Annotated in this window: 22 protein-coding genes and 1 tRNA gene; 11 read left to right on the forward strand and 12 right to left on the reverse strand. The window is 70.5% G+C overall.

Features of this window, described 5'->3' with window-relative positions; genetic code table 11:
- Positions 1-2: 2 nt before the first annotated feature.
- The 5 genes from ACFYW5_RS19430 to ACFYW5_RS19450 all read right to left on the reverse strand — a co-directional run bounded on the left by ACFYW5_RS19430 (position 3) and on the right by ACFYW5_RS19450 (position 8,382).
- Complete coding sequence (locus ACFYW5_RS19430; RefSeq protein ID WP_389418242.1) at positions 3-569, reverse strand: Uma2 family endonuclease; 567 nt, start codon at positions 567-569, stop codon at positions 3-5.
- A 263-nt stretch (positions 570-832) separates the two neighbouring features.
- Positions 833-4,297: a type ISP restriction/modification enzyme gene (locus tag ACFYW5_RS19435; RefSeq protein WP_389418243.1), complete on the reverse strand. Its 3,465-nt coding sequence runs from the start codon at positions 4,295-4,297 to the stop codon at positions 833-835.
- 676 nt (positions 4,298-4,973) lie between these two features.
- Positions 4,974-5,046, reverse strand: a tRNA-Arg gene (locus ACFYW5_RS19440).
- Positions 5,047-5,105: 59 nt separating this feature from the next.
- Complete coding sequence (locus tag ACFYW5_RS19445) at positions 5,106-6,680, reverse strand: helix-turn-helix domain-containing protein (protein ID WP_389418244.1); 1,575 nt, start codon at positions 6,678-6,680, stop codon at positions 5,106-5,108.
- 424 nt (positions 6,681-7,104) lie between these two features.
- Entirely contained in the window at positions 7,105-8,382 is a 1,278-nt protein-coding gene (locus ACFYW5_RS19450; RefSeq protein ID WP_389418245.1) for a M6 family metalloprotease domain-containing protein, read from the reverse strand.
- Positions 8,383-8,660: 278 nt separating this feature from the next.
- On the opposite strand from ACFYW5_RS19450, the gene ACFYW5_RS19455 reads away from it, so the two are divergent.
- On the forward strand, positions 8,661-9,308 hold the full coding sequence (locus ACFYW5_RS19455; RefSeq protein WP_389418246.1) for a TetR/AcrR family transcriptional regulator: 648 nt from the start codon (positions 8,661-8,663) through the stop codon (positions 9,306-9,308).
- Positions 9,309-9,402: 94 nt separating this feature from the next.
- Entirely contained in the window at positions 9,403-10,932 is a 1,530-nt protein-coding gene (locus ACFYW5_RS19460) for an MFS transporter (RefSeq protein WP_389418247.1), read from the forward strand.
- Between the two features lie 127 nt (positions 10,933-11,059).
- On the opposite strand, the gene ACFYW5_RS19465 is transcribed toward ACFYW5_RS19460, so the two are convergent.
- Positions 11,060-11,617 carry a MarR family winged helix-turn-helix transcriptional regulator gene (locus ACFYW5_RS19465; RefSeq protein WP_389418248.1) on the reverse strand — a complete coding sequence of 186 codons (558 nt, stop codon included), beginning with the start codon at positions 11,615-11,617 and terminating at the stop codon, positions 11,060-11,062.
- 100 nt (positions 11,618-11,717) lie between these two features.
- Here ACFYW5_RS19465 and ACFYW5_RS19470 point away from each other — a divergent pair, with 100 nt between their 5' ends.
- A complete protein-coding gene (locus ACFYW5_RS19470; RefSeq protein ID WP_389418249.1) occupies positions 11,718-12,503 on the forward strand; it encodes a dioxygenase in 786 nt (261 codons plus the stop codon).
- A 38-nt stretch (positions 12,504-12,541) separates the two neighbouring features.
- Here ACFYW5_RS19470 and ACFYW5_RS19475 read toward each other — a convergent pair whose 3' ends face one another.
- Entirely contained in the window at positions 12,542-13,072 is a 531-nt protein-coding gene (locus tag ACFYW5_RS19475) for a GNAT family N-acetyltransferase (protein ID WP_389418250.1), read from the reverse strand.
- Between the two features lie 169 nt (positions 13,073-13,241).
- On the opposite strand from ACFYW5_RS19475, the gene ACFYW5_RS19480 reads away from it, so the two are divergent.
- Both ACFYW5_RS19480 and ACFYW5_RS19485 read left to right on the forward strand, forming a co-directional pair.
- Positions 13,242-14,240 (forward strand): RNA polymerase sigma factor RpoD/SigA, encoded by a 999-nt coding sequence (locus ACFYW5_RS19480; RefSeq protein ID WP_389418251.1) that lies wholly within the window; start codon positions 13,242-13,244, stop codon positions 14,238-14,240.
- A 401-nt stretch (positions 14,241-14,641) separates the two neighbouring features.
- Positions 14,642-15,322, forward strand: coding sequence for a TetR/AcrR family transcriptional regulator (locus ACFYW5_RS19485; RefSeq protein WP_389418252.1), 681 nt, complete (start codon positions 14,642-14,644; stop codon positions 15,320-15,322).
- 96 nt (positions 15,323-15,418) lie between these two features.
- Here ACFYW5_RS19485 and ACFYW5_RS19490 read toward each other — a convergent pair whose 3' ends face one another.
- Positions 15,419-16,384 (reverse strand): helix-turn-helix transcriptional regulator, encoded by a 966-nt coding sequence (locus ACFYW5_RS19490; protein ID WP_389418253.1) that lies wholly within the window; start codon positions 16,382-16,384, stop codon positions 15,419-15,421.
- Between the two features lie 63 nt (positions 16,385-16,447).
- Between ACFYW5_RS19490 and ACFYW5_RS19495 the strand changes: the two genes are divergently transcribed.
- The 5 genes from ACFYW5_RS19495 to ACFYW5_RS19515 all read left to right on the forward strand — a co-directional run bounded on the left by ACFYW5_RS19495 (position 16,448) and on the right by ACFYW5_RS19515 (position 22,766).
- The gene (locus ACFYW5_RS19495) at positions 16,448-17,959 is read left to right on the forward strand and encodes an MFS transporter (RefSeq protein WP_389418254.1); all 1,512 of its coding nucleotides are present in this window, start codon (positions 16,448-16,450) and stop codon (positions 17,957-17,959) included.
- Positions 17,960-18,181: 222 nt separating this feature from the next.
- The gene (locus ACFYW5_RS19500) at positions 18,182-18,943 is read left to right on the forward strand and encodes a DeoR/GlpR family DNA-binding transcription regulator (RefSeq protein ID WP_389418255.1); all 762 of its coding nucleotides are present in this window, start codon (positions 18,182-18,184) and stop codon (positions 18,941-18,943) included.
- Positions 18,940-19,887, forward strand: a complete 948-nt coding sequence (pfkB, locus tag ACFYW5_RS19505; protein ID WP_389418256.1) for a 1-phosphofructokinase — start codon at positions 18,940-18,942, stop codon at positions 19,885-19,887. The genes ACFYW5_RS19500 and pfkB overlap by 4 nt, the downstream gene beginning before the upstream one ends.
- A 154-nt stretch (positions 19,888-20,041) precedes the next feature.
- Positions 20,042-22,405: a fructose-specific PTS transporter subunit EIIC gene (locus tag ACFYW5_RS19510; protein ID WP_389418257.1), complete on the forward strand. Its 2,364-nt coding sequence runs from the start codon at positions 20,042-20,044 to the stop codon at positions 22,403-22,405.
- A gap of 106 nt (positions 22,406-22,511) precedes the next feature.
- Positions 22,512-22,766: a hypothetical protein gene (locus ACFYW5_RS19515; RefSeq protein ID WP_389418258.1), complete on the forward strand. Its 255-nt coding sequence runs from the start codon at positions 22,512-22,514 to the stop codon at positions 22,764-22,766.
- Between the two features lie 13 nt (positions 22,767-22,779).
- Here ACFYW5_RS19515 and ACFYW5_RS19520 read toward each other — a convergent pair whose 3' ends face one another.
- The 3 genes from ACFYW5_RS19520 to ACFYW5_RS19530 all read right to left on the reverse strand — a co-directional run bounded on the left by ACFYW5_RS19520 (position 22,780) and on the right by ACFYW5_RS19530 (position 26,105).
- Positions 22,780-23,526, reverse strand: a complete 747-nt coding sequence (locus ACFYW5_RS19520) for a DUF6227 family protein (RefSeq protein ID WP_389418259.1) — start codon at positions 23,524-23,526, stop codon at positions 22,780-22,782.
- Between the two features lie 157 nt (positions 23,527-23,683).
- Entirely contained in the window at positions 23,684-24,901 is a 1,218-nt protein-coding gene (locus ACFYW5_RS19525) for an Ig-like domain-containing protein (protein WP_389418260.1), read from the reverse strand.
- A gap of 163 nt (positions 24,902-25,064) precedes the next feature.
- Complete coding sequence (locus ACFYW5_RS19530) at positions 25,065-26,105, reverse strand: P1 family peptidase (RefSeq protein ID WP_389418261.1); 1,041 nt, start codon at positions 26,103-26,105, stop codon at positions 25,065-25,067.
- A gap of 124 nt (positions 26,106-26,229) precedes the next feature.
- Here ACFYW5_RS19530 and ACFYW5_RS19535 point away from each other — a divergent pair, with 124 nt between their 5' ends.
- Entirely contained in the window at positions 26,230-26,412 is a 183-nt protein-coding gene (locus ACFYW5_RS19535; RefSeq protein ID WP_389418262.1) for a hypothetical protein, read from the forward strand.
- A 40-nt stretch (positions 26,413-26,452) separates the two neighbouring features.
- On the opposite strand, the gene mscL is transcribed toward ACFYW5_RS19535, so the two are convergent.
- Positions 26,453-26,929, reverse strand: a complete 477-nt coding sequence (gene mscL, locus ACFYW5_RS19540) for a large conductance mechanosensitive channel protein MscL (RefSeq protein ID WP_389418263.1) — start codon at positions 26,927-26,929, stop codon at positions 26,453-26,455.
- Positions 26,930-26,992: the final 63 nt, after the last annotated feature.

Consider the following 26,992-nt stretch of genomic DNA (forward strand, 5'->3'; position numbering starts at 1 on the left):
GGTCAGACCTGGCCGAGGTCGATCTCCACGGGGAAGGGGGCCGCTGCCTTGACGACGCCGGTGAACACGTCTCCGTCCCGGTAAGCCTTCGTCGCGGGGTCGAGAATGCAGGTGTACACGAGAGGAACGCCGGTCGCGGCCTGCTCGACCCTCCAGTAGAAGCCGATGCCCGCCTTGGCGTACTGGTCGACCTTCACGATCCGGTCGGTGGTCTCCGAGCCCGGCGACACCACCTCGACGACCATGAGGATGTGCTCAGGCCGGGTGGGGCTGACGTCGATCGTGTCGGCGCGGTACACGACGACGTCCGGGCGGCGATTGGTGAGCGGGACGTCCTGCAGCCGGACGTCGAAGTCCGTGTCAGCGTTCCACTCCGGGCCCGAGGCGGCATCCAGGGCGTTCGCCAGAATCCGGGCCAGTCGGCTGTGCCGCTTGGACGCACTCGGACGCACTACGGCCATCCCGTCCACGATCTCGATGCCGGCGCACTGCTCATCGGACCAGGACTCGTACTCCTCCGCCGTGATCTGCTCATGCATCCACGCCGGAGCCATCATCTCGGCCGCCATGAAGCACCTCCCGAACACGTCTGCCGCGGGCCCGACCCCACTGGCTTCAGCGTACTGTCCGCCCTTCACCCGGCACGCTGATCTCGCTCACGCGGCCGACGCCGGGCCGCTGCCCTGCGGCCCACCCATCATGATCAGGGCCGTGCTCGCTGACCTGAACCTGCAGGTGCCCCAGCGCGTACAGACCCGCTGCCGGGCAGAGCAGCACCCGTCTCTCACATAAACGGCCCCGGACGATGATCGGTCCGGGGCTTCCTTACGTGTCAGGTCCGACCACGATGCCGTCGGTTACGAGGGCTGGGCCGCACAGGTGAGCGTCGCCCGGGAGCCGCGGCACCTAGGGAGTCACTCGGGGGGGACAGGGGCTCGACCGGCCCAGGCGGTTGGCCATCGACTGTTTCCAGGCCGGGCAGAAACGCGTGGTCCGGGCCAGGGCGTGCGCTCTCGGCGCGCTTAGGTGCCGGGAGGACGCGGCGTCGATTCAGCTCAGCCACATCGATCAGGGGTGCGGCCACGATACGGTCGAGCAACTCTGCCTGCTGCGACTCCAAGGCAGTTAGATGACTGAGTACGGCGAGTATCTCCACGAGTTCTCGACTCCATTCGTGCTCCCAGTGCTCGGGGCGCTCGCGGTCGAGTTCGCTGGTCACCTTGCCAGCCGTGCGGCTGCTGCGGTAAGCGAACCAGCTGTCGAGTACGTTGCGTCCGCCGGTGGTGTAGTTACGCATGCGCGGCGTGACGCCAGTGAAGACGCCCCCTTCGATGATCAGGTGTTCGTTTTCGGAGTCGTAGGTGATCGTGGAGGGGAGTGCATCAGGCGCAACTTCTCGGGCGTACGTTATCTCGGGATGCAGGCGTCGCCACCAACTTGAAGTGCCTGCGGGGCGGCCGTCACCTGGGTTGATGCTCCGTGTACCGAAGGTGGAGGCCCACAGTATGTGGTGTCCCAGGCTGACGGCCTCACGCCAGAGGCCACCAGCGGCGGTCAAAGGGACGCGTACGCCGAGTGAGTTGAGGTCATCTGCATACCGCTCCGTGAAGGTGGAATGGGCGGTGACGGCGGCGATGTAGGCCAGCACGTCTTCTGGAAGAACCCTTTGTAGGCCGTATGAGTTGGCGAGATGGTGCAACAGCCCTGGGGCCATGTTGGGGGTGCCGTCCGCGTGCAGGAGCGGCAGCACACGACCGCCGTTGCCATTGAAGTAGTGCATATCGGGGATGAGAGCGGTGAAGAGCAGCGCCGGGCCCTTCTGCAGCCGTTGCGAGTGCTGTTCCACAACGAAGACCTGGCCGTCGATGGCGGCTTGCCACAGCTCCGGGCGGGCAAAGTCGATGACTCGCCCGTCGGGTATGAGCCATTGGCGGTCTAGGGCCCTGCGAGCGATGCGTATCGGAGCAGGACAAGGGCCGTGCTCGTCGCGGAGGAGGGTCGGTGGATGGGGGTGACCGGGTATCTGTAGGGCCGCCTTGTCCAGGGTGCGGTCGCGAGTCTCTTTGAACAGCGCCTTCTGCGCCTCGGCGTCACGTTCATGGACGAGGCGTTCCCATCGTCGGCGCAAGGTGGACTTGGATGGGCTAAAGACCCAGTTCCGATTGGGCTTTATTCCTGGTTTCCGCCAGGGCATGAGGTCGGTGAGCGCGGGAAAGGCATCCCAGCCACTGTGGGAGGCGGGTGTAAAGGGGGCTTGGTTGGCAGGCCGGGAGGTGCGCCAGGTGGGACCGTTGATGTGCAGGTTGTGCAATTGCTCTTCCTTGTCCTCGCGAGTGCCATGGACAGCTGTGTAGTGGACGGGAGCTAGCTGGTCTTGCTGCTCGCCCTGTTTTCGAACAAAAATGGCGATGGCCAATTCCTGCTGGACGCCGGGAAAAAAGCGGCTGTTGAGTGGAGGTCTCTTCGTTTCGGGGGTGAGGTCGATGACCCAGCCCTCGGTGCAAGTGCGGCGCAGGTATGAACGCATGCCCTGAAAGCCGGCGCCGCGGATGAACCCGCCGGTACTGACGAAGCAGACAACGCCGTGACGGTAGTCGTCATATTGGTCGAACACCTTATGGGTGGCCCAGCGCCAGAAGTAGGTGCACAGGCTTTTCAGCTTGTTCTCGTACACCCCGGCCGCACCATGCAGCCGGAAGGCGTCCAGCGGTGGGGCGCCTCGGTCCGGTGAGCCATTTTCGATCCATCCACCCTGGCCTTCCGCCTGTTCCCGGTGGGGAGGATTGCCGATGACGACAGTGATGCGGCCTTCACGCTGGATGAAGCTGGCGGCTTCAGCGTCGTCGCGCAAGGGACCCCACAGGGCGCCGTAGCGGTTGAAGAGTTCGCTCGGCCGCCAGGGGTCGGCAAGGGTGTCGGCTAGATGTAGGCGCATGTCGCGCAGTCGGACCCGGGCGTTTAGAGAACGCAGCATTTGCCCCACACGCATCTGTGCAACGGCGAAAGCGCCCATCTGCTTTTCGAAGCCGACCAGCCGGCCTGCGAGCTCTTGGACGGATTCGGCGCGGAAGCCATCATTGCCACCCTCGGACTGCTTGCGGGCGACGAGGTCGATGATGCCGGTGAGGAAGGTGCCGGTGCCCATGGCCGGGTCGATGATGGACACGCCGGGGTCGGCGAAACCGTCCGGACAACCCAGCGTAGTGATCAAGACTTCGTCGACAAGACGGATCATCTCCTCCATCAGCGGCGCTGGGGTGTAGTAGGTGCCGGAGTCCTTGCGGAGGTCGGGGTCGTACTCCTGCAGGAAGTGTTCGTAAAGGTGGATGTGGAAGCCGGGTTCGCTGGCCAGCGCGTTCCGCCAGTCGATGGCGTCGATAACGCGAACGAGCATGTCGAGGCTGTCGCGAAATTCTCCCTCGACCTGGTCGGTGAGGATCTGCAAAGCGCGCCCCATGACGGAATGCTCCGCTCCCAGGCGGCGGCCGACCTCATGCAGGCTCATCCTGGCCAGGGAGCTGTCATGGCCATCGGCGGCGTCCGAACTGGCGAGCAGGAGTGCGAAGGTGACGGATTGGGCGTAGCGGTCGGCGAAGGCCGCGCGTTTGTCTCGATCATCGGTGGTGGGAAAGAGATCTATTTCGAGAGTGGAGGCCAGGTCTGTGAAGGGACGCCGGTGGCGGGGGAGGCTGGCTTCGGCGTCGAGCCGGTCGTGGACGGCATCGCGCAGGAGGGTGCACAGCGGGGCTACGTGAGCGACAACTTCGCGCATGGATGTCAGTGGATGCGGCTGCCAAGTGAAGAACGCCGTCAGCATTGATTCGAAGGCGGCTTCGCTGGCTGCCGGTAGTCGCAGGCGGGAGCCGGCCGTACGCAGATCGCCCTCGAAGTGGATGGTGTCGCCGTGTTGCCGACCTGAGCGATACATGATCCAGGTCTGGCCGTTGGTGTAGATCAAGTTGGGGAGCTTCGCCATACCCTCCCACTGCCGTCGATCGCGTTGGTTGAGCCCGCCAGGATGGATCACGCTTTTGTCGGGGCTCTTCAACTCGACGTAGCCGACGATGTTGCGGGATAACTTCCCGATCCGCACAGCCAGGTCGGGGCGGATTCGGTGCGCGGCGATTGCTACTTCGGCATGGAGAACGGCCCGTAACCCCAACACGTTCGCTCCGTCAACAAGAAGCGTCTCCACGGCACGACGGATCGCGGCTTCCTTTTGCCCGTGTAGCAGTGCCTGCTTGCACGCTGCACCGAACTCGCTGATGATCCGCCGAAACCCGTCCCTGCGCTGCATCCCGCCCCCAGAGGCCAGCACACTCCCGGTATCCAACTCAACACACGGTAAGTGCAACATCACCGACCGTCGAGAGGGCGTCAGGCGTGGACGCAAGCCTGTCACCTGGTCATGCAGGGGTGTGCCAGATGCCAGCGCAAGCCCTCATCCCTGACCTTGCCATCGCACTCGGGGCATACGACCGACCCCGCAGTCATCTTCACTGAGTCTGTTGCCTCAGCGAGGGCGAGGGGCAGGTCGGCGCGCTCGAAGATTCGCTGACTCAGCAAGCAGCATCACCCGCAGCAGTTCGCTGACCTCCCTTGTGAGGCCTCGCAGTGGGCGTACCCGAAGAATCTTGCGTCGACGGCGTGGGCCTTCGGGTGTCAGCCGAAACGACCGCCGCCTTGCGTGCAGCACGACGGACGTGCCCTAGTTCGCCACGCTCCTCAAGATCGCCGCTGGTCAGGATCGGCTGCACGTAGTAGCCCCAGTAGCGCGGTTCACGAAGGCTGCATCAGGCCCTCCATGCGGTCGACCTGCTTCTCATAACGGTGCCGAGCCGACTCGTCCTTCGCGGGCCCGTCGAGTAGGTCCCCCCACCTGCCCGCAGCTGCATGTGTGCCATATGTGTGCTGCGAGTACGAAGGCCCTTCCGTCCGCCGGACGGAAGGGCCTCTGGGCAGATGTTTCTCTGTGCCCCCGGCAGGATTCGAACCTGCGACACCCGCTTTAGGAGAGCGGTGCTCTATCCCCTGAGCTACGAAGGCGGACGGGGTGCCCCCGGAAGGGCACAGGCGTCAGGGTACCGGATTGCGTCGGGGTGGGGTCAGGTGATCGGGACGCGGGTGAAGCGGGAGGCGGCGTGGAGGTCCGCTTCGATGGCCTGGGCCGTTGAGCGGAGGGGCGGGAGCATCGTGCGGACGCACTCCTCGGGGGTGTGGCGTGCCGCGTGCATGGCCACGCCGACCGCGGCCACCCGGGTGCCCGTGCGGGCGTCATGGATCGGGACGGCGAGGGTGCGCAGGCCCGCCTCCCGTTCCTCGTCCAGCAGGGCGTGGTCCCGGTCGGGGGAGAGGAGTACCTGGCCCAGTGCCGTTTCCGCGGCCGGGGCCCGGGTGCCCGGGGGGATCGTCACGCTCATGACGCGGTGGGCCGTGGCTTCCGCCGTGTGGACGATCTCCTTGCCGTCGGGGGACAGGGTCGCGAGGGTTGCCGACTCCTGGAGCCGGGTCGTCAGGTCCGTCAGGTGAGGGGTCGCCAGGCGGGGGAGCGTCGTTCGGGAGAGCGGGGGGAAGCCCAGCGACAGGACCCTGGGGGTCAGGGCGTACGTGCGCTCGTCCGGGCGGGTCACCAGGCCCAGGTGCTCGTACGTGATCAGTGCTCTGCGTGCCGTCGCCCTGGCCAGGCCCGTCGCCTGGGCCACCTCCGTCAGCGTCAGGCGCGCCCGGCCCTCGCCGAACGCCGTCAGGACCGTCAGGCCCCGGGCCAGCGACTCCACGAAGTCCCGGCCCAGTTCCCGCTTCGACCCGCCCGTCCAGGCCGCCAGGGCGGAGGGCGGCGGGGCCGGTGCCGCGGCGGGGGCCCTTCTCAGTTCCCGTTCCATCGTCGCCACCGCCCGCCGCAGCCTCGGCAGCAGCGCCTCGCGCAGGTCCGTCGCCGGGTGGCGGCTCGTGTGGCTCACCACGCTGGCCACGCAGGCGATGCGGTGCGTGCCGGGAGCCCGTACCGGAACCGACAGCGCCACCAGTCCCGGTTCGATCAACTGATCGTCCAGCGCCCAGCCGTCCTCCCGGGCCCGCGCCACCCGGTCGGTGAACTCCTCGTCCCCGCAAGGCCGTTCCCTCGGCGGTACGGCCGGGAAGGCCCTGTTCTCCGGGTCCCGCGCCCTGCGCGCGCGCCAGCCGTGCCAGTCCTGCTCCGTCCACTGCGTGCCGAACAGCGGTCCCGGGGCGGTGCGTTCGGCGGGGAGGAGGTCGCCGATGCGGAAGCTCAGGGACATCGCGCGGCGGCGGGTGGCCTGGTGGATGAAGCGGATGCCGTCGGCGTCGGGCACGGCGAGGGAGACCGACTCGTCCAGTTCGTCGGCCAGCGCGTCGGCGTGGGCCGCGAGGAGTGCGGGCAGGCGCAGGGACGCCAGGTAGGCGTTGCCGAGGTCCATCAGACGGGGGGCCAGGATCACGTCCCGGCCGTCGAGACGGACGTACCCCATGCGGGCGAGGGTGGAGGTGATGCGGTCGACCGTGGAACGGGCGAGGCCCGTGGCCCGCTCCAGCCCGCTCGGGCTCATCGTGCCGCCGGCCTCCGTCAGCTCCCGCAGCACCGAGACCCCCCGGATCAACGGCGCGACCACCTCGGCCGGCACAGCGGCCTCATCGACGACGGTCGTGGTCTGCACGGGCATCAGCCCTCCGATACGGCGATCTCACCACGCCTACGGTAATCCCACGCCGGAACCGCCACGCCCGCGAGCCCGCGCCCCGCGCCCCTCGCCCCTCGCCCGAGCCCGCTGTGCCCGCGCCGCCGCCGACGCCTGCAGTGCCCGCCGACTCCGAGCCGCCAGCCGGAGCCCGTACCGCCCGCCGGGCCCAGCACCGCGCCCCGGATCCCGCCGCCCGCTCCCGCCCGAGCCCGCAGCGCTCGCCGGATCCCGCGACGCCGCTGATCCCGCGCCGCCCGCCGAGCCCGCAATCCCGCAACGTCCCAGGATCCCGCGCCGCCCGACCGAGCCCGTGCCACGACCCGTCCCCCACACCCGACCTGCCCCCGCGCGCGAGCCTCACGCCTCCTCCCCCGACGCCCTCCTCCCCCGACCCCCTCTCACCCCCTCACTTCCGGGTAACCCGCACCACATGGTCCCCCGACAGTTGCGCTGTCACCGTGATGCGGATCCCCCGTTGTGGGTCCTTGAAGTTTTCGCCGGGGCGGAAGGGGGCGTCCGAGAGTTCCGCGTGGACGTTCGGGCTGCGGGTGCAGCCGCCGCTGTCGCGGGCGCTGTCGAAGACCCGTACCGGACCCTGGCCGGTGTCCACGTCCGCGTCGACCTTGTAGATCAGTACTCCCGGCCGGCAGACCGCCTCGTCGTTGCCGCCGCGGGTGCGCAGTTCGACGGCGTATCCGGTACGGCCGTCCAGCGGGACGAAGACCAGCTTCGGGCCGCCGGCGCGGGACAGCGGGGTCAGCCGGTACTCCGATGTCCCGGGCGCCGTCGCGCAGCGGACCTGGTCCGCGTCCAGCCAGCCCAGCTTCCATTTGTGCCAGCCGAGCAGGTCGTTGTTGGCGCCCCAGTCCTCGCTCATGATGTCCCAGTGGCCGACCGCGCCCCCGCCCTCCTGGGTGTAGAGGTCGGGCAGGCCGAAGACATGGCCGTTCTCGTGGGGGAGGACGCGATAGCCGGTGCGGTCGTAGGTGCCGGAGCCGTCGTCCTGGCGGGAGTAGACGAAGGAGGCGTTCGCGACGGGGACGCCGTCGGCGACCGGCGCCTCGGTGTTGCCGGCGAAGGTGACCGACAGGACCGTGTCCAGGGCGGAGGGGCCCGCGTTCGGGGTGACCAGGACGTTCAGGAAGTCGTAGCGCCGGAAGTCCACCTTCGGGTCGGCCGCGGCCACGATGTCCTGGACCAGCTCCCGGTAGCCGGGGTCGAAGGGGGCGCCGCGTTCTATGCCGTACTCCGCGAAGGGCTTCGGCATGCGCAGCCAGCCGGGTATCGGGGTCTCGGCCCGGTAGTCGAGGCGGCCGTAGGAACTGGTGCGGAACCAGTCCCGGGTCTGCGGGAAGAACTCGCGGAAGCGGTCCCGGGCGCGGCCCTGGCCGCGGGCGTCGGAGAAGTCGACCATCAGGGTCAGGGCGCGGACCGTGCCGGTGGAGCGGGAGTAGCCGCCCGGGGTGGGGACGCCCTCGGACATCTGGACCGAAGGGCTGCCGCTGATCATGCAGGGGCCGAGCGCGGAGGTGCGGGACAGGGCTATCGGGCCGGCCTTGGCCGTCGTACCGCCCGCCGAGAGGTGTCCGGAGCCGGCCGAGGTGCTGATCGCGAAGGTCAGCGCGGTCACGGAGGCGAGGGCTGCCGCCCGGCGGGGGCGTATCCGACGGTTGGACGGCTGCATGCAGGGGCCCTTCGTCCACGGCAGCCGCCGGACCGGCTGCGCCCTTGCGATCACCCTCGGCCGAGGGGAGCGCGGGCGCGCGCTGGATGAGCCCGAACGTGGCACTCGGACAGCCCGAACGAGCCCCGACAGGATGTGACTCAGGTCACAGGAAATCTCTCCTAGGGCGGGAAATAACCGGGGATCGTTTCCCCGTTTAGACCTGTGTCCGCCGCGAAACGGGGAGAGGTTCCCCGGATCGCATCACAGCAGCAACACAAGCCACTCTGGAGTACGCCGTGCAGACCGCAGCCCCCGCGCCGCACAAGGTGACCCGGCCGCGCGCCGACGCCCTGCGCAACCGGGAGCGGATCGTCACCGCCGCCCGGGAGATGTTCGTCGAGCACGGTCCGGACGTGCCGCTCGACGAGATCGCCCGCCGGGCCGGCGTCGGCAACGCCACGGTGTACCGCAACTTCCCGGACCGCGACGCGCTCGTCCGCGAGGTCGTCTGTTCCGTCATGGACCGCACGGTGGCCGCGGCCGAGACCGCGCTCGCCGAGAGCGGCGACGCCTTCGAGGCCCTGGAGCGCTTCGTGCACACGTCCGCCGACGAGCGGATCAGCGCGCTGTGCCCGATGATCTCCAGCACCTTCGACCAGAACCACCCGGACCTGGAAGCCGCGCGCGAGCGCAGTGAGCAGGTCATCGAGGCGGTGATGGAGCGCGCCCGGGCGGCCGGGCAGCTCCGTACGGACGTCGGTGTCGGGGACCTGATGGTCGCCGTGGCCCAGCTGAGCCGGCCCCCGGCGGGCACGGGCTGCATGGACGTCGACCGCTTCGTCCACCGCCACCTTCAGCTCTTCCTGGACGGACTGCGGGCCCCGGCCCGTTCCGTCCTGCCCGGCACGGCCGTGACCCTGGAGGACCTGCGCCAAGCCGATTAGTCCAGCCCGCGACACCAGTCCCTGTCTGCATCGCCTTATTCACACCTCTTTATTCACACTCTTTCCGTCACGAAGTCCCGAAGTGGGTACCCCCATGTCTCAAGCGGCCGTAAAGGCTCCATCCGTTCCTGATGCCAACCGCTGGAAAGCGCTCGTCTTCATCGCGCTCGCCCAGCTGATGGTCGTCCTCGACGCCACCATCGTGAACATCGCGCTTCCCTCCGCCCAGCAGGACCTCGGCATATCCGACGGCAACCGGCAGTGGGTCGTCACGGCCTACGCCCTCGCCTTCGGTGGTCTGCTGCTCTTCGGTGGCCGGATCGCCGACCTGTGGGGCCGCAAGCGCGCCTTCGTCGTCGGTCTCGCCGGCTTCGCCGTGGCCTCCGCGCTCGGTGGCGCCGCCACCAACGAGGCGATGATGTTCGGCGCCCGCGCCCTCCAGGGTGTCTTCGGCGCCCTCCTCGCGCCCGCCGCGCTCTCGCTGCTCGCCGTGATGTTCACGGACGGCAAGGAGCGCGCCAAGGCGTTCGGCATCTACGGCGCCATCGCCGGTGCCGGCGGTGCCGTCGGCCTGATCCTCGGCGGCTTCCTCACCGAGTACCTGGACTGGCGCTGGACGTTCTTCGTGAACATCCCGTTCGCCGTGGTCGCCGCCGCCGGTGCCTGGTTCGTCATCCGTGAGCCCGAGGGCGCCCGCAACCGCAACCCGCTCGACATCCCCGGCGTCCTGCTGTCCACCCTGGGCCTGGTCGCGCTGGTCTACGGCTTCACCCGCGCCGAGTCCGAGGGCTGGGGCGAGTCGGTGACGGTCGGCATGTTCGTCGCCTCCGTGGTCCTGCTGGCCGCGTTCGTCGTCACCGAGGCCAAGGTCAAGGCCCCGCTGCTGCCGCTGCGCGTGATCACCGACCGCAACCGCGGCGGGATCTACCTCTCGCTGGGCCTCGCCATCATCGGCATGTTCGGTCTGTTCCTGTTCCTGACCTACTACCTGCAGATCGTGCAGGGCTACTCGCCGGTCAAGACCGGCTTCGCCTTCCTGCCGATGATCGTGGGCATGATCACGGGCTCGACCCAGATCGGCACCCGGCTGATGACCCGGGTCGCGCCGCGGCTGCTGATGGGCCCCGGCTTCCTGGTCGCCGCGGTCGGCATGCTGATGCTGACCCAGCTGGAGGTCGACTCCTCCTACACCGCCCTGCTGCTGCCCGCGATGCTGCTGCTCGGCCTCGGCATGGGTACGGCGTTCATGCCGGCCATGTCCCTGGCCACCATGGGCGTCAAGCCGCAGGACTCCGGTGTCGCCTCCGCGATGGTCAACACCTCCCAGCAGGTGGGCGGCGCGATCGGTACGGCGCTGCTGAACACGATCGCCGCCTCGGCCACCACCACCTACGTCGCCGACCACATCGGCGGCGCCGGCACCCCGGCCCAGCAGCAGCTGGTCCAGCTGGAGGCCATGGTCGAGGGCTACACCACCGCGATCTGGGCGGCCGTCGGCATCCTGGTCGCCGCCGCGCTGATCGCCTTCACCTTCGTCAACGCCGGCAAGCCGGGCACCGGCCCGGTGGCCTCGTCCGAGGACGGCGCCGAGGAGGAACTGCCGGTGCCGGTCGTCGCCCACTGACGACGGACTGACGACGGACCCCTTCGGGACGACTGACCCCTTCGGGACGACCGACCCGTACGGACGGGGAAGGGGACGCCCCAGACGTACGACCCAGGATCTGCCCTGGTTTCGCTGAGTGAGCGGCTCAGCGGAGCCAGGGCAGGTCCGCACCCGCTTCATCGGGCTCCAGTCCCTCGGCGACGATCCGCATGATCTCGCCGAGGGACTTTCGCTGTTCCGGGGTGAGCCGGTCGAAGAGCGCGCCCCGCACGGCGGCCACATGGCCCGGCGCGGTCCGCCGCAGCACCGCGAGCCCCTCGTCGGTCAGCACCGCGAACTGGCCGCGCTTGTCCGAGGGACAGTCCTCGCGGCGCACCCAGCCGTTCTTCTCCAGCCGCGCGACGGCGTGGGAGAGCCGGGAGCGGGTGATCTTCGCGTACATCGCCAGCTCGGTCATCCGCAACCGCCGCCCAGGGGAGTCGGCGAGCTTGACCAGCAGTCCGTAGTAGATGTGCGGCATGCCCGCGTCGCGCTGGAGCTGGCGGTCCAGGTGGTCCTCCAGCAGCGTGGTGGCCTGGAGGTAGGCGCGCCAGACGCACTGCTCCTCGTCGGTGAGCCAGCGGGGCGCTTCAGCGGATGCGGAAGCGGACGTGAATTCGGGCGCGGACGCGGACGCGGATTCGGGTGCGGATGCCGTGTTCATGGCTTCACTCTACGAGCCGCCTCCTTGAAACTTAAAACAAATCCCCCTACTCTGGGCGTGAGGTTTAGACTTCAAGTAATCGTCCGGAGGAGCCGCCGCCATGTCCGCCGCCACCCAGGAGCGCATGCCCGCGCTCTACCTCAGCCACGGCGCCCCGCCCCTCGCGGACGACCCCGTCTGGCCCGGCGAACTCGCGGCCTGGTCCGCGCGGCTGCCCCGCCCCAAGGCGATCCTCATGGTCTCCGCCCACTGGGAGGAGGCCCCGCTCGCCCTCGGCGCGGTGCAACCCGTCCCCCTCGTGTACGACTTCTGGGGCTTCCCCGACCACTACTACCGGGTGACCTACGACGCCCCCGGCGCCCCCGCCCTCGCCGAGTCCGTACGCAAACTGCTGCGCGCCCCGGGCATGCCCGTGCAGGACATCCCGGACCGCGGCCTCGACCACGGCGCCTACGTCCCGCTGGTGGAGATGTACCCGGCCGCCGATATCCCCGTCCTCCAGATCTCCATGCCGACCCTCGACCCGGCCCGGCTCATGGGGACCGGCCGGAAGCTGGCGCCGCTGCGCGACGAGGGCGTCCTCATCGTCGGCTCCGGCTTCTTCACCCACAATCTCGCCGCGCTCCGCCAGAGCGGCATCCCCGCCTGGTCCGCGGAGTTCGACGACTGGGGCCGACGGGCGCTGGAGGACCAGGACTGGGACGCGCTGCTGGACTTCCTGCACAAGTCCCCGGCCGGGCGGTACGCCCATCCGCGCACCGAGCACTTCGCCCCGCTGTTCGTGACCATGGGCGCGGCCGGGGCGGGGGGCGATCCGGCCGTGCCGAAGTCGGTGATCGACGGATTCTGGCTGGGACTGGCGAAGCGGTCGGTGCAGTTCGGCTGAGCCGGGGCGATCCGGACGGCAGGGCCCGGACGCCGCGCTTACAGCGGCTTCTCGTACCAGGCCACGTCCCAGTACCGGCCGAACTTGCGGCCCACTTCGCCGTACGTCCCGACGTGCTGGAAGCCGAAGCGCTCGTGCAGCCGGGTGGAGGCCTCGTTCGGCTGGGCGATGCCCGCGTAGGCGCGGTGCAGGTCCTCGTCGGCCAGGGCCGCGAAGAGCGCCTGGTAGAGCAGGGTGCCGACGCCTCGGCCGCCCGCGTCCGGGGCGAGGTAGACCGTGACCTCCACGGACGTGGCGTACGCGGGCTTCGGCCGGTAAGGGCTGGATGTGGCGTACCCCAGAATCCGCTGTGAGTTCCCTGTGGGGTCCCCCTCCACGGCAACCATCAGCCGGTACGGCCCGTCTTCAGGGTGGGAGAGCAGCCAGGGGCGGCGCTCTTCCGGAGTGAAGACCGCCGTGTCGAAGGTGATCGGCGTGTGTCGTACGTAGTGGTTGTAGATGTCGGTGAGGGCTCCGAGGTCACCCTCGACTCCCGCCCTGACCTGCACCTCTGTACGTGCCGTCAACATCACTCCTCCCTGTGTGGCCGGACAGGGTACTGCATGATCAGAAAAATAGGGGGACGCGGTGGGAATTCTGTCCTGATTCCAGTCGTTGTTTCCATCGGAAGCAGGGCACCCGGGAGAGTGCCGGGCAACCAAGGACCACCCGCCAGCCCACCATCGCAAGGGAGCACGCATGGCAACCCGTGCCGTCGCCCGTCGTCAGTCCGCCACCGGCGGGACGACCGATGCGGCAAACAGTGTTCGCGCCCATGGCGGCGAGATCGCCGATCGCGACCTGGTCGGCATGTACCTCGACGAGATCGCGCGCACACCGCTGCTCGACGCCGCCAAGGAGGTCGAGCTGTCTCAGATCATCGAGGCGGGTGTGTTCGCGCAGCAGGTGCTCGACGGATACGAGGAGTCCAAGGCGGACGCCTCCCGTCAGGAGCTCGAGGCGCTGGTCGCCGAGGGGGAGCGTGCCAAGGACGTCTTCATCCGCTCCAACCTCCGCCTGGTCGTCGCCGTCGCCCGCCGCTACCCGCGCAGCGGACTGCCGCTGCTGGACCTGATCCAGGAGGGCAACGCCGGCCTGGTGCGCGCGGTCGAGAAGTTCGACTACCGCAAGGGCTTCAAGTTCTCGACCTACGCCACCTGGTGGATCCGCCAGGCGATCACCCGCTCGATAGCCGACCAGTCCCGCACCATCCGGCTCCCCGTCCACCTGGTGGAGGAGCTGGGCCGGATCCGGCGCGTGCAGCGCGAGTTCAACCGTGAGCACGGCCGGGACCCGGAGCCCACCGAGATCGCCGCCGAGCTGGCCACCACCCCGGAGCGCGTCACGGACGTCCTCGACTGGGCCCGCGACCCGGTGTCGCTGAACATGCCGGTGGACGACCAGGGCGAGACCCAGTTCGGTGACCTGCTGGAGGACACCTCCGCGGTGTCGCCCGAGCAGTCGGTGCTGACGCTGCTGCGCAGCGAGGAACTGGACGATCTGATCGGCCGCCTCGACCAGCGCACGGCCTCCATCATCAAGATGCGATACGGCATCGAGGACGGCCGCGAGCGCACCCTGACCGAGGTCGGCAAGGAGCACGGTCTGACGCGCGAGCGCATCCGGCAGATCGAGAAGCACGCGCTGATGGAGCTGAAGAAGCTGGCCCGGGACACCGGGTTCGACGCCGCCGCCTGACCCGGAACGCGAGTCCGGGGGCGTGCGAACGCCTCCGGCGCGTACGCCGGGTGGCGAAAGACCGCGCAAACATGGCGCCGTAACGCCGCTTCAACTCCCGGGACCCTGGGAACAACCTTTCAGGGTCCAGGAGTTCGGTCCCCGCGATCCCCCCTCGCGGGCCCTCCTGAACCACAGTCCCGCCGTCACCCCCCCCCGGCGCCGGGACTCTCCCAAGCCGGACCTCGGCGCCCTCCCCCCCTGGGCGCCGGGGTTCGGCTCTTTTCCGGGGCGGGCAGGGCGCTCGACGGCAGGCGGGGCGTTCGACGGCAGGCATGCTGGAAGGCGGGTCACCCCGTACCTGAACCCCGGGGTGGCCCGCCGAATGGCAGATTGTGTCACAGAGGCATAGCCTGCCGAACGTGAGCAGCCCCACCCCAGCACCACACTCCGCCGCACCCCTCTCCCTGAGGGAACGGCGCAAGGCGGAGACCCGTATGCAGATCGCCCGCGCCGCGGCCGCCCTCTTCGTCCGGCAGGGCCTGCGGGCCACCCGCGCCGAGGACATCGCCCAGGCCGCCGGGATCGCCCCGCGCACGTTCTACCGGTACTTCGCCACCAAGGAAGAGGCCGTCGCCCCGCTGTACGCGGCGGGCGCCGAGCGCTGGGCGCAGGCGGTACGGCTTGCGCCCGCCGGACTGTCCGTGCCCGAGGCACTGGAACACGCGGTGCGCCACACCCTGACACCGGGGGTGGGGGTGTCGGCGTCCTCCTGGGAATGGGTGCGCACCCTCATCCGTCTCGCCGCCGCCAGCCCCGCGCTGGGCAAGGTGTGGGCGGAGGTCTGTCACGCCTCCGAGCGGACGCTGGCGGAGGCGTTGGGGGAGCGGCTCGGTCTTGACGGCGGGGACAACGTTGCCGGTCCTCCTACCGAGCTGCGGTTCGCGGCGGCCGTGGCGGGCGCGGCCGTACGGGTCGCCGTGGAGTCCTGGGCGGCGGGGGAGGCACGGCCGGAGGGAACCGAGGGTCCGGGCGCCCTGGCCCTGCGGCATCTCGCGGTGCTGCGGGACTTTCCGTGGGGGGAAGTGGCGGGGCGCGGGTGAGCCCGGTGGGGCGGCGCGCGTGAGTCCGGCGGGGCGGGGGCGGCCGTAGCAGCCGTACACTTCAGGTTTTCGCCGCCGTAGCAGCAGCCGTGCGCGTCAGGCCTTCGCCGCCCTGCTCAGGCGCCCGCCCAGTTCCCGTACGCAGCGCACCAGTTCCGCGGGTTCGTGCACGGTGAACTCGCAGTCGGCCATGGCCAGCCGTACCGCCATCCACTCCACCGCGTCGCCGGTCGTGGCGCGCAGGCGGCAGCTGTTGTCGTCGACCGGCTCCGGGGTGCCGAGCCACTGGGGCAGGCGGGCCGCGATGTAGGAGGCGGGGGCGGCGAAGGTGACCGCGATCTCGTAGGTCTCCTGGCGGCGGTACATGGACTGGCGCAGATACTCCGCGGCGCTGCCCGTCGGCAGCTCCCGGGGCGTGAAGCGGGCGCCCGTCGCGAAGGGGTTGCTGACCCGGTCGACGCGGAAGGTCCGCCAGTCGTCGCGGTCGAGGTCGTAGGCGACGAGGTACCAGCGGCGGCCGGTGGAGACCAGGCGGTACGGCTCGGTGAGGCGGCGGGATTCCGTGCCGTCGCCCGCCCGGTAGGCGAACCGCAGCCGCTCCTGGCCGGCCACCGTCGAGGCCATCACGGTCAGGGTCTCCGGTGCGATGGACGCGCCGTCGCCGCTGGTCAGCGGGGTGGTCGCGGCCTGGAGGGTGGCGACGCGGTGCCGGAGCCGACTGGGCAGGACCTGCTCCAGCTTGGCGAGCGCCCGGACGGACGCCTCGTCGACGCCCTCCACCGCGTGCCCGGCGCCGGCGCGCAGACCGACCGCGATGGCGACCGCCTCCTCGTCGTCGAGGACGAGCGGCGGCATCGCCTTGCCCGCGACGAGCCGGTAGCCGCCCTCGGAGCCCTTGGTCGCCTGCACCGGATAGCCGAGTTCGCGCAGCCGGTCGATGTCCCGCCGGACGGTGCGCCGGGAGACCCCGAGCCGGTCGGAGAGCTCGCCGCCGGGCCATTCGCGGGGTGTCTGGAGGAGGGAGAGGAGCTGAAGGAGCCGGGCCGGGGTGTCTGTCGTCATGCGTCCGAGGATGCCGCAGAACTAGGACATGATCTGACCTACTCGGGATCTAACTTCTTCCACATGACCCAAGAGACGACACCCGTCGGAGACAAGCGGCGCTGGTTCGCCCTGGCGATCGTGATGACCGCCGCGTTCATGGACCTCGTCGACGTCACGATCGTCAACATCGCGATCCCGTCGATCCAGCACCACGACGGTGCCACCGACAGCCAGATCCAGTGGATAACCGCCGGATACGCCCTCGCCTTCGCGGCGGGCCTGATCACCGGCGGCCGCCTCGGCGACATCCACGGCCGCAAGAAGCTGTTCCTCATCGGCATCGGCGGCTTCACCCTCGCCTCCGCGCTCTGCGGCTTCGCCGCGAACCCGGAGATGCTGGTCGCCTCCCGCATCCTCCAGGGCGCGATGGCGTCGCTGATGGTGCCGCAGGTGCTGTCGATCGTGCACGCCACCTTCCCGGCGCACGAGCGCGGCAAGGTGTTCGGCCTGTTCGGCGCGGTCGTGGGGCTCGGCGCGGTCAGCGGTCCACTGCTCGGCGCCCTGCTCACCGAGTGGAACCTCTTCGGTCTGGAATGGCGCCCGATCTTCCTGATCAACCTGCCGGTCGGCATCGCCGGCCTGATCCTCGGCAGCCGCTACATCACCGAGTCCAAGGCGGCGAAGGCCCCCCGGCTCGACCTGGTCGGCGTGGGCCTGGTGACGCTCGGACTGCTGATGCTGCTCTACCCGCTGACCCGCGGCCGTGAGCTGGACTGGCCGCTGTGGGGGTATGTGTCGATGGCCGGCGCGCTCGTCGTGCTCGGGGTGCTGGTGGCCTTCGAGAAGCGCAAGACGGCACGGGACGGCTCCGCGCTGATCGAGCTGTCCCTGTTCAAGGTGAAGAGCTTCGCGGCCGGTATCGCCGTACAGACCGTGTTCGGGGTCGCTCTCGGCATCTTCTTCCTGGTGTGGACGCTGTACATGCAGCTGGGCCTGGGCTGGGGCCCGATGAAGGCCGGGCTGACCGGGGTGCCGTTCTCGCTCGCGGTGTCCACGGCGGCGGGTCTGTCGGTGCAGAAGCTGGTGCCGCGCTTCGGGCGCAAGGTGCTCCAGGCGGGTGCGCTGGTGATGGGGCTGGGCGTCCTTGTCTACCTGTGGGAGTCCGAGCGGTACGGCCTCGGCATCGAGCCGTGGCAGATGGCGCTTCCGCTGGCCGTGATGGGCGTCGGCATGGGGCTGATCGTCGCTCCGCTGACCGACGCGATCCTCTCGGAGGTGCCGCGCGAGCACGCCGGTTCGGCGTCCGGGCTGCTCAACACGGTGCAGCAGATGGGTTACGCGGTGGGCCTCGGGCTGGTGTCGCTGGTGTTCTACGGCGTGCTCGACGACCGGCTGGGTGCCGGGAGCGCCGCCGGACCGGCCTTCGTGGACGCGTTCCAGAATGCGCTGGGGTGGGTGGCCGGGGTGATGGCCGCGATCTTCCTGCTGATGTTCGTGCTGCCGCGGCGGCCCGCGCAGCACCTGGAGGGAACGGACGGGACGGAACTCGTGGGCGATCGGGACGAGGTGAAGGAGCCGGTGCCCGTCGCCTGATCCGGCGGAGTTCGAACCCGGTACTGGGACCAAGGGCCCCGCGCTTCGGCGCGGGGCCCTTCCTCGTGCCCGACGATGCGCGTCCCCTCTCAAGTCCTTTCGCGCCCCGCTCCCCGAGTCCGTTCATGCCCGAATCGCGCCCGAACCTGTTTACTTTCCCGAAATCACGGCGTAGTGTCCGGCGAAACCACAAGTTCGGGCACTGGTCGGAGGCGAACGGACATGTACGCACCGGAGCGGCAGCAGGAGATCCTCCGGATCGCCCGGGACGGCGGCCGGGTCGACGTGCTGTCGCTGGCCGAGGAGTTCCAGGTGACGGCGGAGACGATCCGCCGGGACCTGAAGGCGCTGGACCGGGCGGGCCTGCTGCGCCGGGTGCACGGCGGCGCGATCCCGGTCGGCCGCCTCGACTTCGAGCCGGACCTCGCCGAACGCGAGTCCACGGCCGCCGACGAGAAGGACCGCATCGCCAAGGCCGCCCTGGCCGAACTGCCGGCCGAGGGCACGATGATCCTCGACGCCGGTACGACGGTCGCGCGGCTCGCGGGGGCCGTCCCGCTGGAGGCCTCGCTCACCGTCGTCACCCACAGCCTGCCGATCGCGGCCCGCCTGGCCGACCACCCCGGCATCCAGCTCCATCTCGTCGGGGGGCGCGTACGGCACCGTACGCGCGCCGCCGTGGATGCCTGGGCGCTGCGGGCGTACGGCGAGATCCGGGCCGATGTCCTCTTCGTGGCGGCCAACGGCTTCTCCGCCGAGCACGGTCTGACCACCCCCGACCTCGCCGAGGCCGCGGTGAAGCGCGCTGCGGTGGCAGCGGCCCGCCGGGTGGTGCTGCTCGCCGACTCCGCCAAGCACGGCCAGGAGCACTTCGCCCGCTTCGGCGACCTGAGCGATGTGGACCTGCTGATCACCGACAGCGGGCTGAGCCCCGACGACGCCGCCGCCATCGAGCGCGGCGGCACGGAAGTAGTGCGCGCATGATCCTCACCGTCACCCCGAACCCGTCCCTGGACCGCACCTACGAGGTCCCGGCCCTGGAGCGCGGCGAGGTCGTCCGCGCCACCGGAGAACGCATGGACCCGGGCGGCAAGGGCGTCAACGTCTCGCGTGCCGTCGCCGCCGCCGGACGCCGCACGGTGGCGGTGCTGCCCCTGGGCGGTGCGCCCGGCGCGGTCGTCGCCGAGCTGCTCGCCGTGCAGGACATCGAGGTCACCGCGGTGCGGATCGCCGGAGCCACCCGCTCCAACATCGCGCTCGCGGAACCGGACGGGGTGCTCACGAAGATCAACGCGCCGGGTCCGGAACTCACGGCCGCGGAGCAGGAGCTGCTGCTGGAGACGGTGCGGGAGCAGTCGCGGGACGCGGACTGGATCGCGTGCTGCGGCAGCCTGCCGCGCGGTCTCGCCCCGGCCTGGTACGCCGATGTCGTCGCGCGGGCGCACGCGGGAGGCGCGCGGATCGCCCTGGACACCTCGGGGCGGGCGCTGCTGGAGGCGCTGCGGGAGCGGCCCGACGTGGTGAAGCCGAACGCCGAGGAGCTCGCCGAGGCGGTCGGCCGGCCCCTGTCCACGGTGGGCGACGCGGTGAAGGCGGCCGAGGAACTGCGTGGGATGGGCGCGGGCGCCGTGCTCGCCAGTCTGGGCGCGGACGGACAGCTGCTGGTGGACGGCGCGGGCACCTGGTTCGGCAGCGCGCGCGTGGACGTGGTGCGCTCCAACGTCGGCGCGGGTGACTCCTCGCTCGCCGGCTTCCTGATCGCGGGCGGCAGCGGCCCGGAGGCGCTGGCGTCCGCCGTGGCGCACGGCGCCGCCGCCGTACAGCTGCCCGGCAGCGTGATGCCGTCGCCGGGCGACCTGGACCCGTCGGCCGTCACGGTCACCGCCGAGGTGCCGGTGAACCGGGTACTGAAGGAGCCGGTGTCATGACGTACGCACCGCTCACGCCTCGCGCACCGGCTACGAAGTGGCGAGGGGCCCCGTTACTCGCCTCCGTCCCCGCCACCCCCTTCCCCCACTGCACCCCCGTCCCCACCCTCGCCCACCCCACTTCCCGGGCGACACGCGTGCGAAGGAGCCCGCGATGAGCGACCTCATCACCGCGGACCTGGTCGATCTCGACCTGGCCGCCGACACCAAGGAAGCGGCGGCCCGTGCCCTCGCCGAGCGCATGGTGGCCCTGGGCCGGGTGACCGACCTCGACGGCTTCCTCGCCGACGTCGCCGCCCGCGAGGCGCAGATGCCGACCGGCCTCGACGGCGGCATCGGCATCCCGCACTGCCGCAGCGAGCACGTCACCGAGCCGACACTCGCCTTCGGGCGCAGCGCGGCGGGCGTCGACTTCGGGGCGGCGGACGGTCCGGCGGACCTGATCTTCCTGATCGCGGCACCCGCCGGCGCGGACGACGCCCACCTGACGATCCTGTCCTCCCTGGCGCGCCGGCTGATGAACGCCGCCTTCACGGACGCCCTGCGGGCAGCGCGGGAGGCGGAGTCGGCGGCGGCGCTGATCCGGGGGGATGAGGTGGCGTCGACTCCGGAGGCCATCGGAGCGACCGAGGCATCGGGGGCGCAGGCTGTGGCTGACGGCGCCTCAAAGGGTGCGCGGGGCGCGGAGGGGAGCGCACGCGGCGCGGGCGATGCGGACGGCGGCGTGAACGGCGTGGGCGGCGGCGTGAACGGTATGGGCGGCGCAGGCAGCGCGGGCGGCGGCGTGCACGGCGCAGGCAGCGCAGAGCAGAGCGTGCACGGCGCAGACGGCGCGGAAGAGAGCGCGAGCGGCGTGGAACAGAGCGTGGGTAGCGCGAGCGGGGGCACGCCCGGCGCGCACGGCGGCGCCAAGGACTCCGCTGCGGTGCCGGTGGCGGCCTCCGCCGGCACCGCAGCGGTCAGCACCGACCCGGCACCGGGTGCGGACGCCGAGAGCGGCACCGCACCCGGTGGGTGCCCCTTCCGTATCGTCGCCGTCACCTCCTGCCCGACCGGCATCGCGCACACCTACATGGCGGCCGAGTCCCTGGAGAGCGCCGGGCGCGACGCGGGCGTCGAACTGGTCGTCGAGACGCAGGGCTCGGCCGGATTCGCCCGGCTCGACCCGGCGGTCATCGCGGCGGCGGACGGCGTGATCTTCGCGCACGACGTGCCCGTACGGGAGAAGGACCGCTTCACGGGCAAGCCGACCGTCGACGTCGGCGTGAAGGCGGGCATCAACCGCCCCGCCGAACTCATCGCCGAGGTCCGCGAGAAGGCGGCGCGCGGCGAGGTGAGCGCCGGGGCGCCCGCGGGCACGGGCACGCCGGTCGAGCGCGCCGGTGAACCCGGCGAGGGCTACGGCACCAAGCTCCGCACCTGGCTGATGACCGGCGTCAGCTACATGGTCCCGTTCGTCGCCGCGGGCGGCCTGCTGATCGCCCTCGGGTTCGCCATCGGCGGCTGGGAGATCAACAAGGCTCCCTCGGTCATGGACCACTTCACCTGGACCCAGGTCGACAGCTGGGGCGCCCTGCTCTTCCAGATCGGCGGCGTCGCCTTCGGCTTCCTGGTCCCGGTCCTGGCCGGGTACATCGCCTACGGCATGGCGGACCGACCGGGCCTGGTTCCCGGCTTCGTCGGCGGCGCGATCTCGCTGACCATCAACGCGGGCTTCCTCGGCGGCCTCGCGGCCGGTCTGATCGCCGGCGCGGTGGTGATGGCGATCCAGCGGGTGCGGATCCCGCCGGTGCTGCGCGGCATCATGCCGGTGGTGGTGATCCCGCTGATCTCCACGCTGATCGTCGGCTTCCTGATGTTCGTGGTGATCGGCAAGCCGATCGCCGAGGCCCAGCAGGCCATGACGGACTGGCTGGACGGTCTCTCCGGCACCAACGCCGTCCTCCTCGGCGTCCTGCTCGGCCTGATGATGTGCTTCGACCTCGGCGGCCCGGTCAACAAGGTCGCCTACGCCTTCGCCGCGGCCGGTATCGCCGTCGCCGACCCCAGCGACTCCGCGATGCAGGTCATGGCCGCGGTGATGGCCGCCGGCATGGTCCCGCCGCTGGCGATGGCGCTGGCCACCACGGTCCGCGGCAAGCTCTTCACCCGGACCGAGCGCGAGAACGGCAAGGCCGCCTGGGTCCTCGGCGCCTCCTTCATCTCCGAGGGCGCCATCCCGTTCGCGGCGGCCGACCCGCTGCGCGTCATCCCGGCCTCCATGGCGGGCGGCGCGGTCACCGGAGCGCTGTCGATGGCGTTCGGCGCCACCCTGCGCGCCCCGCACGGCGGCATCTTCGTGGTCCCGCTGATCGGCAACCCGCTGCTGTACCTGGTCGCCATCGCGGCGGGCGTCTGCGTCACCACCGCGCTGGTCGTCGTCCTCAAGGGCATGCGCAGGCCGGTCCCGGGCACGGCGCCCACGGAGCCCGGCACGGCGCCGACGAGCGCGGAGTCGAAGCAGCCGGTGGCCGCCTGAGGACACCGGGTCGCCCCTATTGGGGAGCTGTGAGTGGTTCACGGCACCTGCGAGATACGTCACGGTCCGGGGTCAAAGTCCCGGACCGTGGTGTGTACTGGGCCGCATGCCTGAGCACGTCTCGATCTACCAACTGCTGGGCGTGGGCCTGCTCGTCCTGCTGACGGTCACCTGGGTGATCGGCCTCGCCCGCGTCCTGCGCGCCGTCCGCGCGAGCGCCGCCCCGTGGCCCGCCGGCCCCGCCCTGCCCGCCCTCCCGCACCAGCGGCAGGCGCCCCCGCAGCTGGAGTCGGTACAGCTCACCCCGGCCGAACAGGACGCCTTCGCGGGCCTGGTACGGCAGCTCAGCGACGGACGCTGAACACCCGCGTCCGTTACGACACCTGCGCCGCCCGGCGCTCCATCGCGTCCCGCGCCGCGTCCTCGCTGACGTACACCTCGCACATGTGCCGCCCGTCCGGCGTCGCCGTGTGCTCGACCTCCCACAGGGAGATCTCCCTGCCGTCGCGCAGCAGGAAGGCGTGCTCGTAGAGCGAGAAGCCCAGCCCGGCGCGCCCCGCGCGGCACGGGCGTCCGAAGGCCTGGGTGATCTGGTGCGCGAACGCCGTGGCCAGCAGCGCGGCGGTCGCCGCGTCCGGCCGGTCAGTGTTCTCCGCCCGGCGCAGCAGCCGGCGCGCGTGGTCGGCGGAGTCGTCCGTCACATAGGCGTGGCGCGGCGCGTGCACCGGCGACAGCTGCACCGTCACCGGCAGCTCGAAGTCCGGGGCGTCCGGCGGCAGCGGCAGCCGTCCGGTCGCCGCGCGCAGCTCCTCCTCGTCGGCGTACACCTCGTGCTGCGGCATGCTGCCCCGCGCGGTGTTGTGGACCAGCTCCCACAGGGTGAGCGCCGAGCCGTCGGCGAGCAGCCAGGTGTGCCGGTACGTCTCCCGGTGCCGTCCCGCGCTGTGGTGCGCGGAGTGCAGCGAACTGTCGTGCGCCAGCGCGCAGTCGAGCCGCCGTATCACCTCGTCGGGCAGCTCGAACGAGTTCAGGGCACGGCCGAGCAGTCGCGCCAGGTGCTCCTCCGGAGACTCCGGCGACTCATGGGATTCGTACGCTGCCGTCTCGTACGGAACGCTCAAGGTTTCTCCCGGCGTTGCTGCATGTCACCTTGTGGGTGCATACCGTAGCCCCTCGGTCGGACATCATGTCCGGGAACCGAGAAAACGTACGCACGTAAAACGCCCGGGCCGCCCGGACGGTTCCCACATGCCCTTACGAACCATCAGAACACCCTGCTCAGGCGGCACTTCCCGCGGTCCACTCGCTCCACGGCATGTTCCATCCGTTGAGGCCGTTGTCCGGCGCCACCGACTTGTCGGGGGAGTTCTTCACGATCACCACGTCGCCGAGGAGCGAGTTGTCGAAGAACCACTTCGCCGTCGTGTCGCTCTGCGCGCCCCGCACGTCCTGCAGCCCCACGCACCCGTGGCTGGTGCCCTGCCGCCCGAAGGGCGGGTTGGCCTTGTTGTACCAGTAGTTGCCGTGCAGGAAGGTCCCCGAGGTCGTCAGCCGCATCGCGTGCGGCACGTCCGGGATGTCGTAGGCGTCGGCGAGATTCACCGTCTGGCTGTTCATCCGCGTCTTCACGAGCTTCTCGGAGATCACCATCTGCCCGTTGTACGTCGGGAACTCCGCGCTGCCCGCCGAGATGGGCACCGACTTGAGCGTCTTGCCGTCCCGCACGACCGTCATGGTCTGCGTGTCGACGTCCACTGTGGAGACCTGCGAGCGCCCGATGGTGAAGGTCACCGTCTTCTTCTGCACCCCCTGGACGCCGTTCGCGCCCTCGACCCCGTCCAGGTCGATCTTCATGGTGACCTTGGAACCGGCCTTCCAGTACTCCTCGGGCCGGAAGTCGAGCCGCCGCTCCCCGAACCAGTGGCCCACGACCTTCTGCCCGCTGCTCGACGTGACCGTGATCCCCGACCGCACGGCCTTCTTCTCGCTGATCGCCTTGTCGAAGGTGAACGACACCGGCATCCCCACACCCACCGTCGTGCCGTCGTCCGGCGTGTATGTCCCGATGAAGCTCTTCTCCGGCGTGACCGTGGTGAAGCTGGAACCGGCCGCGACGCTCTTGCCGTCCGCGTCCTTCGCCTTCGCCGATATCTCGTACTCGGTCCCGCGCTCCAACTGCTCCTTCGGCTTCCAGCTCGCGCCGTCCGCCGATATCGCCCCAGGCAAGGCCTCCCCCGTATCCGCCTCCGTCATCCTCACGTCGGTGAGCTCGCCGTCACTGACCTTCACCCGGGTCGAGTTGATCGACGCGTCCGACGAGCCGTCCTTCGCCGAGATCACTATCTTCGCGGCCGACGTCCTGGCGGAGTCCCCGCCCTTGCCGTCCTCGTTCTTGGCGTCGGCGCTGCTGCCGCAGGCGGTGAGGCCGAGCGCGCCGGCCATCAGCACGGCACAGGTCCCCAGTACGCGCCGTGCTGCTTTGTCCGGCGTTGTCACAAGCTGCTCCAAGTTCGCGTGATGTGCGTGGTCTGATCCGGTGCGTGCAGAGAGAGGGAATCCGCGAGGGGTCGGGTTCCCTCCCCGCGCGGTGAACGCCATCACGTGACAGAACCGCGACATTCACGGGCGGAGGTGGTGGAGCGGGAGCACCTCGCGCCGCTCAGGCCCCCACGGCACCACTCCCGTACAGCTCCCCGTACGACGGCCATGCCCCACCCGGCCCGTCCACCGACTCCGCGGCCCGCACCGCGCGGACGATCGCCCGCGTCACCACGTCCGCGCCCGCGGCGAGGATCTCGTTCAGCGCGAGCGGGTTCGCGGCGTCGAGCGGGCGGGCGCCCGTGGCCAGCGCGAACACCGTGTCGCCGTCGCTGAGCAGATGCACCGGCCGCACGGCGCGCGCGATGCCGTCGTGGGCGGTACCCGCCATCTTCTGCGCCTGCGCCTTGGAGAGGTCCGCGTCGGTGGCGACGACGGCGAGGGTCGTGTTCAGCGGGGGAGGTGCGTTCCTCGCCGAGACCTCGGCGAGCCGCCGCAGCGCGCTGCCGTGGACGCCCGCCTCGGGATACTCCACCCGCCCCTGGAACAACTCGCCGTACAGTACGCCCGTTTCCGGATCCATCGCTCCCCCCGCCGCGTTCGCCACCACCAACGCCCCGACGGTGACCCCCGACCCGAGCACCACGCTCGCCGTCCCCACCCCACCCTTCAGCGTCCCGACGACCGCCCCCGTCCCGGCCCCGACGCACCCTTCCCGGACAGGGGCGCCGGACGTACTCGCCGCGGCCTCCTCGACCGCCGCGCGCCCGATCGCCGCGTCCGGCCGGGCCCGGAAGTCGCCGCCCCGCCCCAGGTCGAAGACGCACGCCGCGGGCACCACGGGCACGACGTGCGCCGGATCCGGGCCCACGCGCACCCCGCGCCGCTGCTCCTCCAGCCAGGCCATCACCCCGGACGCCGCGTCGAGCCCGTAGGCGCTGCCGCCGGTCAGGACGATCGCCTCGACCTTCTGCACGAGGTTGCGCGGATCCAGCGCGTCGGTCTCCTTGGTGCCGGGTCCGCCGCCGCGAACATCGACCGAGGCAACGGCCCCGCCCTCCGGAGCGAGGACGACAGTGGTGCCGGTGAGCCAACCGCCACCGATGCGCGTCGCATGCCCCACCCGCACACCGGCGACGTCCGTCAATGCGTCAACTGTCATGGAGTCAGTGTCGTCCAGCCCGAGCCGGGTCGAACCCGCCGCACGCCGCCTCCGTGCCTGCGCAACGGCAGGCCCGCCACCACCGACACGACCACCACCGCCGACAGGGCCGTACCCTTGAGGTATGGACACCGCCCCCGACCCCGAGCGGCGTGAGCCGAAGGCCGCGCTGATCTTCGACGACCCGCTGGACCAGCAGTCCTCGGACGACACGGACAGCGGATGGGGCGAGCGGCCCGGCGCCGGCGGCGACAGCGCGGCCGACCTGAAGCGCTTCCTCGACGAGAAGCCGCCCCACCACCTCTGAACCCGGCCGGCCCCCGCCCGCAGGATCCCTGAGAGCGCCGCTACGACTCGTTGCGCCCCGACCCGCGCTGCGCGACCAACTCGTCGCGGATCTCCTTCAGCACCTCCAGCTCGGTCAGCTCGATGATCTCCTGGGTGCCTTCCTTCGACTTCCGGCGGGCCTCCTGACGGGCCAGGTACTTCGACATCGGCAGCACCATCAGGAAGTAGACGACCGCCGCGGTGATCACGAAGCTGAGCGCCGCCCCCAGGACCGAGCCCCACAGGATCATCACGCCGCTGGTGACCGAGCCGTCCGCCGCCTTCTCGCAGGGACCCTTCAGACACGAGCTGTAGCTGTCGAGGTTCTTGGTGCCGATCGCTCCGACGAGCGGGTTGATGACCCCCTTCACCACCGAGTTGACGATGTTGGTGAAGGCGGCGCCGATGACCACCGCTACTGCCAGATCGACGACGTTCCCGCGCATCAGGAAGGCCTTGAAGCCGTCCAGGACGCTCGGTTCCTTCTTCTCGATCACCTCGGGGACTCTCCTCGCACGCGCACGTTGTGGAACGGACCGCTCCGCAACCTACGTCAGGGC

This window comes from Streptomyces sp. NPDC002779, assembly GCF_042888685.1.
Taxonomy (GTDB): Bacteria; Actinomycetota; Actinomycetes; order Streptomycetales; family Streptomycetaceae; genus Streptomyces.